General features: G+C 57.7%; 11 protein-coding genes. 6 read left to right on the forward strand and 5 right to left on the reverse strand.

Annotated features, from left to right (window positions below; genetic code table 11):
* The first annotated feature begins 501 nt into the window (after positions 1-501).
* Positions 502-861, forward strand: a complete 360-nt coding sequence (locus tag HP062_RS01065; protein WP_010458984.1) for a DUF6124 family protein — start codon at positions 502-504, stop codon at positions 859-861.
* A gap of 250 nt (positions 862-1,111) precedes the next feature.
* Here HP062_RS01065 and HP062_RS01070 read toward each other — a convergent pair whose 3' ends face one another.
* Entirely contained in the window at positions 1,112-2,095 is a 984-nt protein-coding gene (locus HP062_RS01070) for an AEC family transporter (RefSeq protein WP_224795470.1), read from the reverse strand.
* 62 nt (positions 2,096-2,157) lie between these two features.
* Positions 2,158-3,264 carry a mandelate racemase/muconate lactonizing enzyme family protein gene (locus HP062_RS01075; protein ID WP_172790619.1) on the reverse strand — a complete coding sequence of 369 codons (1,107 nt, stop codon included), beginning with the start codon at positions 3,262-3,264 and terminating at the stop codon, positions 2,158-2,160.
* Positions 3,265-3,524: 260 nt separating this feature from the next.
* On the opposite strand from HP062_RS01075, the gene HP062_RS01080 reads away from it, so the two are divergent.
* On the forward strand, positions 3,525-4,259 hold the full coding sequence (locus HP062_RS01080) for a FadR/GntR family transcriptional regulator (protein WP_010458990.1): 735 nt from the start codon (positions 3,525-3,527) through the stop codon (positions 4,257-4,259).
* Positions 4,260-4,392: 133 nt separating this feature from the next.
* Here the strand turns inward: HP062_RS01080 and HP062_RS01085 are convergent, their stop codons facing one another.
* On the reverse strand, positions 4,393-5,325 hold the full coding sequence (locus HP062_RS01085; protein WP_083377141.1) for a LysR family transcriptional regulator: 933 nt from the start codon (positions 5,323-5,325) through the stop codon (positions 4,393-4,395).
* A 138-nt stretch (positions 5,326-5,463) separates the two neighbouring features.
* On the opposite strand from HP062_RS01085, the gene HP062_RS01090 reads away from it, so the two are divergent.
* The 3 genes from HP062_RS01090 to HP062_RS01100 all read left to right on the forward strand — a co-directional run bounded on the left by HP062_RS01090 (position 5,464) and on the right by HP062_RS01100 (position 8,693).
* Positions 5,464-6,777 (forward strand): MFS transporter, encoded by a 1,314-nt coding sequence (locus HP062_RS01090; protein ID WP_077748771.1) that lies wholly within the window; start codon positions 5,464-5,466, stop codon positions 6,775-6,777.
* 62 nt (positions 6,778-6,839) lie between these two features.
* Positions 6,840-7,589, forward strand: a complete 750-nt coding sequence (locus HP062_RS01095; protein WP_033038802.1) for a creatininase family protein — start codon at positions 6,840-6,842, stop codon at positions 7,587-7,589.
* Between the two features lie 273 nt (positions 7,590-7,862).
* Positions 7,863-8,693 carry a type 1 glutamine amidotransferase domain-containing protein gene (locus tag HP062_RS01100; protein ID WP_145310802.1) on the forward strand — a complete coding sequence of 277 codons (831 nt, stop codon included), beginning with the start codon at positions 7,863-7,865 and terminating at the stop codon, positions 8,691-8,693.
* 1,193 nt (positions 8,694-9,886) lie between these two features.
* On the opposite strand, the gene HP062_RS01110 is transcribed toward HP062_RS01100, so the two are convergent.
* Together HP062_RS01110 and HP062_RS01115 are read right to left on the reverse strand one after the other, a co-directional pair.
* Complete coding sequence (locus HP062_RS01110; protein WP_172790620.1) at positions 9,887-10,918, reverse strand: IS110 family transposase; 1,032 nt, start codon at positions 10,916-10,918, stop codon at positions 9,887-9,889.
* A 264-nt stretch (positions 10,919-11,182) separates the two neighbouring features.
* Positions 11,183-11,788 carry a TetR/AcrR family transcriptional regulator gene (locus HP062_RS01115; RefSeq protein ID WP_172790621.1) on the reverse strand — a complete coding sequence of 202 codons (606 nt, stop codon included), beginning with the start codon at positions 11,786-11,788 and terminating at the stop codon, positions 11,183-11,185.
* A gap of 160 nt (positions 11,789-11,948) precedes the next feature.
* On the opposite strand from HP062_RS01115, the gene HP062_RS01120 reads away from it, so the two are divergent.
* Positions 11,949-13,115: an ATP-NAD kinase family protein gene (locus tag HP062_RS01120; protein WP_172790622.1), complete on the forward strand. Its 1,167-nt coding sequence runs from the start codon at positions 11,949-11,951 to the stop codon at positions 13,113-13,115.
* Positions 13,116-13,149 lie beyond the last annotated feature (34 nt).

Consider the following 13,149-nt stretch of genomic DNA (forward strand, 5'->3'; position numbering starts at 1 on the left):
ACAGCCTGGGTCGATAACAGGCTGATTCAAGAGACCACGTTGCTATCACACTTGTGACGGTCATCTTGTAAATACGGCAGTGGCTTCCTGAATTTTTTTCGAAGCTTTCACCGCCTGTAGGAAGCGCGTATCAGCTTTTTCAACAAACCTTGAGCGCGCATGTTTAAACGCCCTCAAGGTTACGTCCTGAAAGCTACAAAACCTTGCGCCGTTGCCTACGGCTGCACCAGAATCCGCCGGCTTGTGCGCTTTTGGGCTGCTCGGTAACTTGATTCCCGTCACTGCCCTTCAGTGATCGGGTTTAGCAGCCCGGGGTTACAAGCAAGCTGCACGAGCTCTTGTCAGTCAGGCATTCCCACGCCTGCACTTGATGGTGGTTGTGCGCAGGGCGCCTTCGGGCGCGCCGGCTTTGCTAGCTTCCCCGGTCTGCTAACCTGCGTACAGCTGCCTCCCTCTCGTTTAGCAGCAAGAAGGTTGGCGCTCAATTTGAGAAGCGAGCTTATGTTCAAAATTACACCTAACCCACCAGACACCGATCCAGTGTCCCCCTACGAACCCGATTCAAAAAAACTCAACGAAGCCGCCGAACGCGCCCTCGATTTCCACTTCCCATCAAGCGCCGATATCAAAGCCACCCCGCGTACCTCCAGCAAACTGTTTTCCGTGGACCCGGAGGCCACAGCCGAAACCCTGGCGGTTTTTTTGGTCGAGACGTTGGCGTCGGTCGACGTGATGGTCCATCAGTTGGTGGATCATCTGGAGGGGGAGTCGCGCTATGCCTTGCTGGGCATTTCAAACAGCATCATGGTGGCGGAGATCACGGCGAACCGGGTGTTGGATAGGGTTGAGCCGTCTAAGTAGTTGCTGACCTGTGGTGAGGGGGATTGCTTGCACTGGGTGGCGAGGCGGCCTTAACAGATGGGCCTGCTGCGCAGGCCAGCGGGAGCAAGCTCCCTCGCCACAGGTTGTTTGTTGTTTGTTCTATTTGTGTTTGTAAAAACGGGACGCTTGGCGTCCCGTTTTTTAGGGGTGTGGTATCAGCCTCCGGCGCGTTTATTTAACGCCTCTGCCGCTGCAGCGATTCCAGCCTGGCGCCTGCGCGAGCCAGCAGTCAAGCAGCGGCAAGCCCGCCATCAATCAGGTAGATCGCAAAGGAGAACGTCACGATCGACAGCACGGTGCTGACCAGAATGGAGGTCGCGGCTTCGCTTTGATAGGCGCCGGTCTGGTTCGCAAACATTGCCGGGATCGTCGCCGATGGAAGGGCGCAAAGCAGGATCATCTGTTGTGCGTACAGGCCATGAGTGCCGAGCAGTACCGTGGCGCCGAACATTAACACCGGGTGAATTAGCAGCTTGAGCCCAAGGTTGCCCCAGACTTCACCGGACATTTTCAGTTTCTCCGACGACATGATCAGTCCCAGGCACAGCAGGGATACACCGGGCGTGGCCTTGCCGAGAAGGGTGAAAGACTCCGCCGCAAGCGCAGGCAACTCGACCTGCAGCACGGACAGTAGAATCCCCAGGGCCGGCGCCCACATCAGGGGACGACGTACCGCCCCTGAAAGGCTCGACAAAAACGCCTGGCCGCCACTGGCCTTTCCATCGGCGATGGTGAGCAACATGGTCGTCAGCGGGATCATCACCAGGCTCGCGACCAGGTTGAGTACCAGCACCGAGTAGATGCTGCCCGCGCCGAACATTGCACCCAGGATAGGGATGCCCATGAAGGCGGCGTCTGGATAACCGTTCACGAAGCCCTTGAGCGTTGCCACCTTGAGATCGCGAGTGCTGAACCAGCCGATTGCCAGCGCTATCGTGTACATGCCCATGATGCCGATGAACGTCGCCACGATAAACTTGAAGTCGAAGAGCTGTTCACGGGGCGTGCTCGCCATCCCGACAAAAAGCAGCGCCGGGAATATCCAGCCCAGCACCAGGCGGCTGATCAGCAGGCTGTCCGAATGGGTCAGCCGTCCGCGCTTGCCGGCGATATAGCCCAGCGCGATCACAAAGGCGACGGGCAAGATGGGTCCTACGATCCTGTCTAACATGTCATCAATCCTCGTATTTATTTTTATCAAGAATGTCGTCATGGCTGATCGAGGCCGACACGTCGGCGTCGATCAACGTTGCAATGAGCCAGCGGCTTATGGGGTCAAGGTTTGAAGCGGTAATCCCGGATGACGTCCTGGTCAGGCTCGATGCCGAGTCCCGGCCCTTGCGGTACGTCGATGCGTCCGTTACGCGGGATGATGGCGTCGCCATAGAGTTGCGCTTCGAGGTCGAAGTAACGCCATTCGACCAGTGACTTGGCGCCGCCCAGGGCTGCACTTCCATGCACCGCCGCCAGCAGGCCGGGGCCGTCATAAAAGGCGTGGACCATCACGGTGACGCCATGGGCGTTGGCCAGTGCATAGACTTTTTGCAGTTCGGTGATGCCGCCCATTTTGGCGGGGCTTGGCTGCACGAAATCCACCGCGCCGGCCTCAAGCAGGTGCTGGAAGTCCATGAGCGTCGAGGCATTTTCGCCAGCCGCAACCGGGATGCCGCCGTGCGCGCGCACCCTTGCCAGCCCTGAATAGTCTTCCGGCGGCCACACCGGTTCTTCGATCCAGCGCAGGTTCAACGGGCGAAGTTTCTCGGTCATGTCCAGCGCTTCGCGCACCGTCCACGGAGCGTTGACGTCGAGGGTGATTTCCACGCCGGGGCCAGCGGCTTCGCACGCAGCGCTGATGACGTCGATATCCACTTCGTGCAGCTTGAGGTGGCGGAAACCGCTGTTGACTGCGCGCTGCACATTGACGCGGATGAGTTCGGGGTCTGCATACCGGATCAGGCTTGCGTACGCCGCAAGAGACGTGGCCTCACTGCCGCCCAGCAACTGGTAAATCGGTTTTTCGGCGGCTTTGCCCGCGATATCCCACAGCGCGATGTCAATCGCCGAGAGGCCATAGATGAACGCGCCGCTGCGACCGAAAACGTGAAACTTTCTCTGCAGATCGCCCTGTAATTTCTCCCGTCGAGTGACATCGCTGCCAATCAGTTCAGGCGCAAGGATGGTGTCGATCACCACTTTTACCGCCGGGATTGCGGTGAAGCCGAAGGTTTCGCCCCAGCCAACGATCCCGTCGTCGGTGGTGATCTTGACCACGAGAGAGTCGACCATTTGCAGGTCTTTCGGCCCCCAGACCCCGCCGGCCGATGGGCCGCCCGTGGTGAAGGGAATACGAAGCGGAATGGTTTCAATGCTGGCAATTTTCATAGGATTGCGCCTCAAGCGGATTGCGAAGCTGACACGGCAATTTTTTATTCGTCCGTGTCAGGTTGAGGGCAACGTACATCACATCCTGTTGTCCTTCAACAGAACAACTGCGGCATTTCAGCAGGCTTTAACCTATTTATTAGGTAAGGTATTGTTTTAATTGAATTAAGTGTTTGATGTGTTTTGCGAATTTCAGTTTCAACTGTCAGGAACAAGTCTTCTGATGTAGATTAAGTAGACAAGTGAGGGGAGAAAAAAGAATGAGTGAAATGAATGTGCAACCCGTAACCCGCCGACCTCATCTGGCCGAGCACATCGCCCGCTCGCTGAGCGATGAGATTGCTTCCGGGCGGCTGCGGCCGGGAGACCGTTTGCCCACTGAACAGTTTCTCTCGCAGAACTTCGGCGTCAGCCGCAACGTGGTGCGCGAGGGCATCGCCACGCTGCGGGCGCAGGGGCTGATTCAATCTCGCCAGGGCGTAGGCGTCTTCGTCTCCGCCACCTCCCAAGCGTCAGAGCCTTTGGCACCGCAGGCGAGTGCGCCGATGCTGGACGGTGACAACACCATCCGAAACATGTTTGAAGTGCGGGCCGTCCTGGAAAGCCAGGCCGCCGCGCTCACCGCCTCGCACATGACCCCGGCCAAGTTGAAAGTCATTCAGGCCGCGGTCCTGCGCATGCAATACGAAGGCGAACCGACCCTGGAAACGGTCAACGCCGACCTCGATTTTCACAGGGCCGTTGCGGCAGCGTCGGGCAACGACTATCTCGAGACGATGATTCGCACAGTGCTCGAGCCAATGCGCGCACTGATCACCATGAACTTCGCGCGGCGCGGCCCGGTGTTCAGCAACATTCCTCACGCGGCGCGCGGGGAGCATGAAGAACTCGTGCAGGCTTTTATCGATCGAAATGCGACGGCGGCACGCCAGATCATGGGGGAACATATCGTCAACGCAGCCTCGCGATTCGGCTACGAGATCACATTTTTCTGATGATTTGAGCCGAGCGGATCTTGTTTCGTTGTTCTACAACCTCGTCAGGTTGTTCCTTTGGCCTTCCGAGCATATCGAACACGTCTGTTCCATCAGGAGAGAAGGCGAGGCAATAGGGATGACTTGTCTCTGGTCAGGCACTCGGCACTCCCGTATCAGACGCAAACATCGGCAAGCGCTGCAACATCCAGTTCAGTAGCTCTTGAGCAGGGGCGGCCAACGGTCGGCCGGATTTCACCAACAGTTTTGCTTCGACCCCAAGAAACAACGGATGGTCGATCGATACCGCCGCTAGGCTGCCGTTGGCGATTTCCCGATAGGCCGCGAATTCGCCGAGCAACGAAGCAAAACCGCCGTCCTCCACCATGCGCTTGAGCGCCGCGAGGGAGTTGCTGACGAGTACCGGGCGGATCTCGATTTTCTCGGCATACTCGAGCATCTTGATCGCATGACCGATACCGAACGTCGTGGGTGTCAGGACCAGTTGGCAGGCGAGGATATCCTCGACGGTTGCCGCCGCGCCCCGCGATGCCAACGGATGATCCGGGCGAACCAGCAGCATCACCGGTTGCGAAAACGTCGCGCGGTAGTCGATGTGCGGATGCGGCGGCGGATTGTACGCAAGGCCGATGTGCGCACGATTTTCGGCGACTTCGTTGAGAACATCGTCGACGGGCAGAATGTCCAGCCGCACATCAAGCTTGGGGTACTGCTTGCAGAACGGCGCGAGCACGTTGTCGACCAACGCATCGACATAGCCCTCGCTGATGACGACGCGCACATGGCCTTGCTGCAGGCCCTTGATCGCTTGCAACTGATCTTCGAGTTTCTCCTGGTGCGATCGATAGCCGCGCCAGAACTCCAGCAAGTGCGCCGCGGCCTCGGTGGGCTGAACACCGCGTGCCTGGCGCTCGAATAGTTTGGCGCCGATTTCCTCTTCCAGCAGCTTGATCTGGCGCGTGATCACCGAGGGCGACGTGTTGATGTTGTCGGCCGCGCCACGAATCGATCCGTGAGTCAGCACCTCATGAAAATACCGAAGCCGTTGTTGATTGATTTCGCGCATGCCGGGAACTCTCTCCAGAGATGTTGCGTTGCCTGTAGAGCAACACTACACGAACTTAGTTGCTCTTGCTGGTCATGAGGTGCCGGTGCAACATTCTCTGACACGAACTCGGACCAACAAGAATAACGGGAGATTCGCATGTCAATTCTTCAGGCGCCGGCACGAAGTGATGCCATTTCAGCCCTTTACCGCAAGCTCAACTGGCGGCTGCTGCCGCTGCTGTTCATCTGTTACGTATTTGCGTATCTGGACCGGATCAACGTCGGCTTTGCCAAACTGCAGATGCAAAATGACCTTGGGCTTTCCGATGCGGCCTATGGTGCGGGCGCCGGTATTTTCTTTCTGGGATACGTATTGTTCGAGTTGCCGAGCAACCTGATGCTGCCGAAGGTCGGTGCGAGGAAAACCTTCAGCCGTATTCTGGTGTGTTGGGGCATCACCTCGGCCTGCATGTTGTTCGTGCGCAACGTGCCGATGTTTTACGCCATGCGCTTTCTGCTGGGTGTGTTCGAAGCCGGTTTTGCACCGGGCATGATTTATTACCTGTCCTGCTGGTACGGTCCCAAGCGTATGGCGCGGGCCATTGCGATCGTATTTATCGCCGGCCCCATTGGCGGCATTGTGGGCGGCCCACTGTCTGCGTGGTTGATCACAACGTTCGAAGGCGTTGGTGGTCTGGCCGGCTGGCAGTGGATGTTTTTGATTGAAGGCTTGCCGTGCGTTTTCCTCGGTGTGCTGACTTTTTTCATCCTTTCCAATCGACCCGCTGAGGCGCGCTGGCTGAGCCAGGAAGAAAAGGCCTTGCTGGCCAGTGAGCTGGGTGAATCGACCGGGCGCGTCCATTCGTTCCGTGCAGTGTTGCGCGACCCGAAAATCTACATTCTCGCCAGCGCCTATTTCTGCATCATCTTCTCGATCTATGCCATGAGTTTCTGGCTGCCGGCAATCCTCAAGGCCCAGGGCGTCAACGACACCATGCAACTGGGTTGGTACGCCGCGATTCCCTATGTCGCCGCCGCTTGCGGCATGTACTGGATAGGGCGCCGGTCCGACCGTGTCGGTGAAAGACGCTATCACTGCGCAGTGCCGGCGGGGATCGGCGCGATCCTGCTGCTTATGTACCCTTTTGCCGACGGCAACCTGATGGCCGCGCTGGCACTGCTGACCGTGGCAACCGCCATGATGTTCATGGCCTACACCGTGTTGTGGGCGATGCCCTCCGAACACATCAAGGGCGAGGCGGCGGCAGGGGGCATTGCCTTGATTAATACCATCGGTCTTTCCGGCGGCTTCTGGGGGCCGGCCATAATCGGCTGGGCAAAAACCGCAACCGGCAGCGCAAATCTTGGCGTCGTTATCGTGGGTTGCGTATTTTTGTGCGCAGCATTGGTGATCCTGTCGACCAAGCCGAAAACGCGTGACGGCGCGATTCCGGAATACAGTGCGGGTTGATCTGTTGCCACCCGCGTCCTTTGTCATGTTCCGCAAGGAACCCTTTAAAAGAGAGAACTCAAATGCTTTTACACCTGTCGACCTGGGCCGAGATCGGCCAATTTCTTCAACGCAGCCGCACCATCGTGATCCCGATTGGTTCGAACGAACAACACGGTCCTACCGGTCTTCTGGGAACCGACTGGATGTGCCCGGAAATCATTGCCGGTGAAGCGCAAAAAAACGCAGACATCCTGATTGCACCGACCTTCAATATCGGCATGGCCCAGCACCATCTTGGGTTCCCTGGAACCATCTCGCTGCGTCCGTCGACCTTCATTGCGGCGATTGGCGATTGGGTGCGCTCGCTGGCCGCTCACGGGTTTGAAAAAATCCTCTTCCTCAATGGCCACGGTGGCAACGTTGCATCGATTGAGGCGGCGTTCTCTGAGCTCTACGCCGAAGCCAGCTTCGCTCGACGCCCAGCAGGGTTCGCGCTGAAGTTGTGCAATTGGTGGGACCTTGAGGGGGTAGGGGAGCTTGCGCGCGAGCAGTTTCCTACGGGGCACGGCGTTCATGCCACGCCGTCCGAGATTGCGGTCACACAATGGGCCTACCCGGATTCGATCAAATCGGCTGAATACTCGCCGCAGATCGCCCCTTGGGGCCCGATCCGCGAAGCGATGGACTTCCGCGCACGCCACCCCGATGGCCGCATGGGTTCGGACCCGGCGCTGGCGACGCCAGACAAAGGTCGTGAACTGGTCATGCTGGCAGCACAGAGCCTGGTGCGGGAGCTGGACGCTTTCAGCCGCGAATCAATGCCTGGCTGAACAATCACAGTCTTTTCAATTGGCCAACGCCCGGTATTTCCGGGCGTTGGCACGTCCTGTTTGAGGAAATCCCTACGATCGTTGATACGGAGGGTTATCCATGCCCCGGAGTTTTCACCGAGAAAATTTCAACCACAGGCCTAGCACTTCAGCGACAGCAAGCTCCAACTATTGATTACTCAGTGTAATAAGTGAAATTCAATTCTGGGGCTCTATCACTCTCTGCTCTAGTAATAAGATGGCGCCAACAAACCATTGCTACTGGAGAATCGCGTGAAAAAAACCATTATTGCCGCCCTGCTAACCGCTGCCGCTAACTATGCCAACGCCGGCACGGTATTGGTTGTACTGTCGGATCAGGCTCAACTGGACCTGAAAGACGGCAAGGTCATGCAAACAGGCTTCTTCCTGAACGAATTAATGCAACCGGTGCAGACCTTCATCGAGGCGGGTCAAACCGTCGTATTTGCCACCCCTAGCGGCAAGGCGCCAACCGCAGACCAGAAATCCAATGATGTGAGCTTCTGGGGCGGCGATGAAAAGGCCCGTCAGGAAAGTCTTGCGCTGCTGGACACGCTGAAGCTGACCTCGAAGAGCGGCTCGCCGGCAATCAGCTTCGCGCAGGTTCAGAAAATCGGCTACGACAAGTTCGATGCCGTATTCGTGCCTGGCGGTCATATCCCGATGCAGGATCTGCTGAAGGACAAGCAACTGGGCCAACTGCTGACCAACTTCCACGAAAAAGGCAAGATCACCGGCTTCACCTGCCATGGCACCATAGCCATGTTGTCGGCGATCCCGGATGCGCACGGTTTTGTCTCCGCACTGGAATCGGGCAAACAGCCGGCAGCGCCAGCCAATTGGATTTACAAGGGCTACAAAGTCACCGCCTTTACCGACGCGGAAGAGGAGCAGGCCAAAGGTTTCCTCGGCGGCGGCCATATGAAACTGTTCCCGCAGGATGGCCTGACGGCAGCCGGTGCTAACTTCTTTGAAGCCAAGCCATGGAGCGAGAACGTGATCGAAGATCGCGAAGTCATTTCCGGCCAGAACCCACAGTCGGCCAAGGCAGTCGCCGTGGCCATGCTGGCGAAACTGAAGTAATCCTGGGCGGCCGTTCCGGGCAAACCGGGCCGTAGGTGCTGGGGTCGATCTGCATTGGCTCCAGCGCCACCGTCTATCCCGACACGCTGCACGCTTATGTGTCGGAAGACGATACCCGCACATTTCGTTCAAGCCCAAGGGCGGCTCGTAATGCCCTCGTTTAGAGATTTACCGCCCGATAGTTGTTGTTCCCGCCTTCCAATGCCCGGCTTCAAATTCTTGTGCCAACGACGTTATCGCTTGGTAGAGGGCCTTGTACCAAGTACCGGATTGGTCCGAACTGAAGTCAAGATGTGATCGATAATCTGCTAAGTCGCATCTCACCTGCCTCGAAGCGAACGGTTTGAACCGCTTTTTATACGTTAACCCTGTAGCTCAAGGTTGCCTCATCGCCTGTGATCCCTCGGAATCCCCAGCAATGACTTGGCTGCTCAAGTATTGTGATTTCAACATCAACCGGATTTATAGCCAAGTTTCGCTCAAAGGTATTCGACAACTTCCGGTAGATAGTCCGTGATGTGTTCTACATGCAGGGGTGAAAAAAATCATCAGCCTCGGACCACTCCATACCGCACCACAGATACCAGCCGGTTGTGCCGTTTTCCGGATTAACCTTTAGCCCGTTTATGGGCCGAAGCCCCAGAGTCCCCAGCGCTATCCCGACTTTTGACCCGGCGTGTGGACGATCAGGGGTAACTCCCTGCCATTCACAAACGCTTTGCTCCTTCTTTACTCGCAACCTCTCTAGAGGTGTGTCCCATGCCTCCTTGCAACGCTTCATTAGCCCTGTGTGGTCAACCCCACTCATGGGCCTTAAAAATTCGAGACCGCCTGAGTGGAGGTCATGAACCTGCCTTTGAGAGAAATTGAAGGGCTGGTAATTTCGCACGCTAGGGAGACAGATGGATAGCGATATTGAATGACCGTATATGGACTCCTCCTCGTTGCAAGCTTCCCTCGCTTTGGCGCCCGTGCCGACTGCACACGTATATTCGGCCTCTGGATACAGCATCGTTTCGATGCAGGGCCATGATGGGCTATTCGCGCGCCGGCTCCCAATCGCTTCTACGTGCTTCGCGCACCTGGACACTTGAGGGGTTTGCCGACGCCGGTTCGACCGGTTTGCCATCGTTCGGGTTGCTTCGCAATCGTGGTAGACAGTTTTTTACTCGTTGGCGTAATAGATTCGTGGATCAGGCCGCGGCCTTGTCCGGTTGGTAATCAGTGTCGTTGCGCAGCATCGCCCAAGCCATGCGTGCAGTTTTGTTGGCCAGCGCGATAGCGGCCACATTGGGATGTGATCGCTCGGCTAAACGGACGGCCCACTGGCTGAGCCGGTCGTCTTTGGATTTGGCCGTGCGTAGTGCCGAGCGAGCACCATGGATCATCAGCGTTCGCAGATACGCATCACCACGCTTGCTGATACCGAGCAGTCGATCCTTACCCCCAGAACTGTGTTGCCTCGGTGTCAGTCCCAGCGAGGCGGCAAACTGTCGGCCATTGGCAAACTGACGGGCATCACCGAGAGCGACGACGAGTGCTGTGGCGATCATTGGGCCGACGCCACGCAGCTGTTGAAGACGGACGGCGGACGGCTCGCTTGTCGCGATCGCAGTGATCTCGCCGTCGAGTTTGCGTACGCGTTCATCCAGCGCACGAAGGTCGCCCCACAAACCATCCAGCAGACAACGAAAGCGAGCCGTCAAACCGTTATCCGCATCTTCTAGCCAGCACGGTATCGCACGACGCAGCATCAGTAATTCTTTCGGTGCAACGAGGCCGTACTCGGCGACCAGCCCGCGGATCTGATTGGCTTTGGCCGTCCGCTGTTCGATTAAACCGGCCCGAATGCGATGCGTCGCCTGGATATCCTGTTGTTCGATTGTCTTGATGGCGACGAAGCGCATGCTGGGACGGCTCATCGCTTCACAGATTGCCTCGGCATCGTTCGCGTCGTTCTTGTTGCTTTTGACATAGGGTTTAACGAACTGGGGGGCGATCAGCTTGACTCGAAATCCGCGAGTTTCGAGTTGCCGCGCCCAATGATGGGCCCCGCCGCAACTCTCCATGCCGATCTCACAACCAGGTTCGACCTTTTCCAGCACCGTTTGAAGCCAGCGATCACGTGGTAGCCGCTGCCGCCAGACCGGCTTCTCATGGCAATCCACACCGTGGATCTGAAACACGTTCTTGGCCAGGTCGACCCCAATGCGCATAAGCTTCATGTGTGGACTCCTTCTCACTGTTGACTGTGGTTCGCACCTTCAGTCTGGCACTCAAGATGCCGAGGCGAGGAGGAGTCCATCCCATTGCTTCTGGCCGTTTTCAGCCTGTCACGAAGGGTCGCTATCGATCCAGAGTGAGTAAAGAAGCTTACGGGCGTCATCGCTTGGAGCATCGACGTTTGTGAGTATTTCGCCCCGTTTTGAAAAGGCTTCGTCAGCGGCAGCGTTTTGCGCAGAAACGACGTCCGCCGAACTGCCTGATTGCTACTGATGCGCGGTTTTATTCTCCAGCAGCAATCCCGAAGCCAATGCCAGGAAACCTTTAGCCACATGTTCTGAAGCTGCTTGCGGATCTTCAGCATTAGCAATCCATAAAGAGGCGCCGAGCAGTGCACCCATGATCAGTCGCGCCGTGGCCTCGGTATTGACCGCGCGGATCGTCCCTTCATCAATCAGCTTCTGGATGCTGCGCTGAGTGCTGCGGATACACGCATTCTTGCTTGGCCATTGTGATGGATCACCCAGTACCGACGGGCCGTCGAGGAACACAATGCGCTGGATTTCAGGCTCCAGAGACATCTTGATGTAAGCGATGGATTCATCAATAAAGCCCTCCCAAGTCGTGCTGGCCTCAGCAATGATGAGCGACAACCGCGCCATCATCTCTTCATCTATCTGTGCGATGACCACCTGTAGCAAACCTTTCTTGTCACCAAAGTGATGGTAAAGCGCGCCTCGGGTCAGCCCGGCTTTAGCGGTTAAATCATCCATAGAACTGTCCGCATAGCCCTTCGCAGCGAATGCGTCCCGCGCCGCCTTGATCAGCTTGCCGCGGGTCTCGGTAATCATGTCCGCACGCTTCTGTGCCATCGACCTCTTCCTTATCAAAAAATTAACATTCGTGACGTATGTTAGTTGACATGCGCAGCGTATGTCGTATTGTGACTGACATACGAGGCGTATGCAATATATCTGAGCAGTGTGCTGCTCAGGCTGTGATACGCCGTCATTCAGCACAGGATACCGAGCAATGCGTGAGCAGCGCGATTCCGATATTTCACGCCTTGACGCCAGCCAGGGCAAAACCATCGGGCTGATTGTCAACCCTGTCGCCGGCATGGGCGGGCGTGTTGGCTTGAAAGGCACCGATGGTCCTGAAGTTCTGCAGGAAGCGATACGCCGTGGCGCGCGGCCGGTCTCAAGCGAACGGGCCACCCTGGCGCTCAAGCGCCTGGCGGCCTCGGCCACGCCATTTCGATTGATGACCGGCGCCGGCGACCTGGGCGAAGACGTCGCTCGCGCCGCCGGTCTCGCCCCGGTCGTCGTATACCGACCATCTTCTGGATCGAGCCGGCCCGAAGACACTCGAAAGGCGGCCCTTGTCATGGCAGACGCCTGCGTCGATCTGCTGCTTTTCGCCGGGGGCGATGGGACCGCGCGTGACGTGCTGGAAATGGTCGGCGATCGCGTGCCCATCCTCGGTATCCCGACAGGCGTGAAAATGTACTCCGCCGTCTTCGCTACCAATCCGCAGAACGCCGGGAGCCTCGCGGCACGCGTTATTGCCGGCGAGTCCAAGGTGCGCCTTCGCGAGGCTGAGGTCATGGACATCGATGAGGCCGCCATGCGCACTGATCAGATGTCGGCGCGCCTGTATGGCTACGCACTCAGTCCGCACGAACGCCACCTGGTGCAAAACGCCAAGGCCGGTTCCGTCCCCAATGAAAACCTGGCGCTCGACGCCGTGGCCCGGCAGGTCGTCAGACAGATGAAAACCGGCTGCCTTTACCTGCTGGGGCCCGGCACCACGACGCGACGGGTGATGACCGAGCTCGGCCTGCCATCGACCCTGCTTGGCGTCGACGCGGTCATGGACGGCGCACTGGTGGGCGCCGACCTCAACGAACAAGCGTTGATCTGCCTAATGGAAGGCCATGAGACCCGAATCATCGTCGGCGTGCTTGGCGGCCATGGAAGCTTGTTCGGACGCGGCAATCAGCAGATCAGCGCCGAGGTGATCCGCCGCACCGGGCGCGAAAACATCATCGTGATCACCTCGATGGACAAGCTCATTTCCCTCGACGCCGGCTGCCTGTGCGTCGACACCGGTGACGGCGAAGTCGACGCCATGCTCAGTGGCCATATACGCGTTCACACAGGACCCGACCGGTCCGTCATTTTCAGGGTTCGATCCTGATCATTTGTTCCATCCGAAAAACGAGGATAACCCC

The organism is Pseudomonas sp. B14-6, assembly GCF_013260315.1.
GTDB lineage: Bacteria > Pseudomonadota > Gammaproteobacteria > Pseudomonadales > Pseudomonadaceae > Aquipseudomonas > Aquipseudomonas mandelii.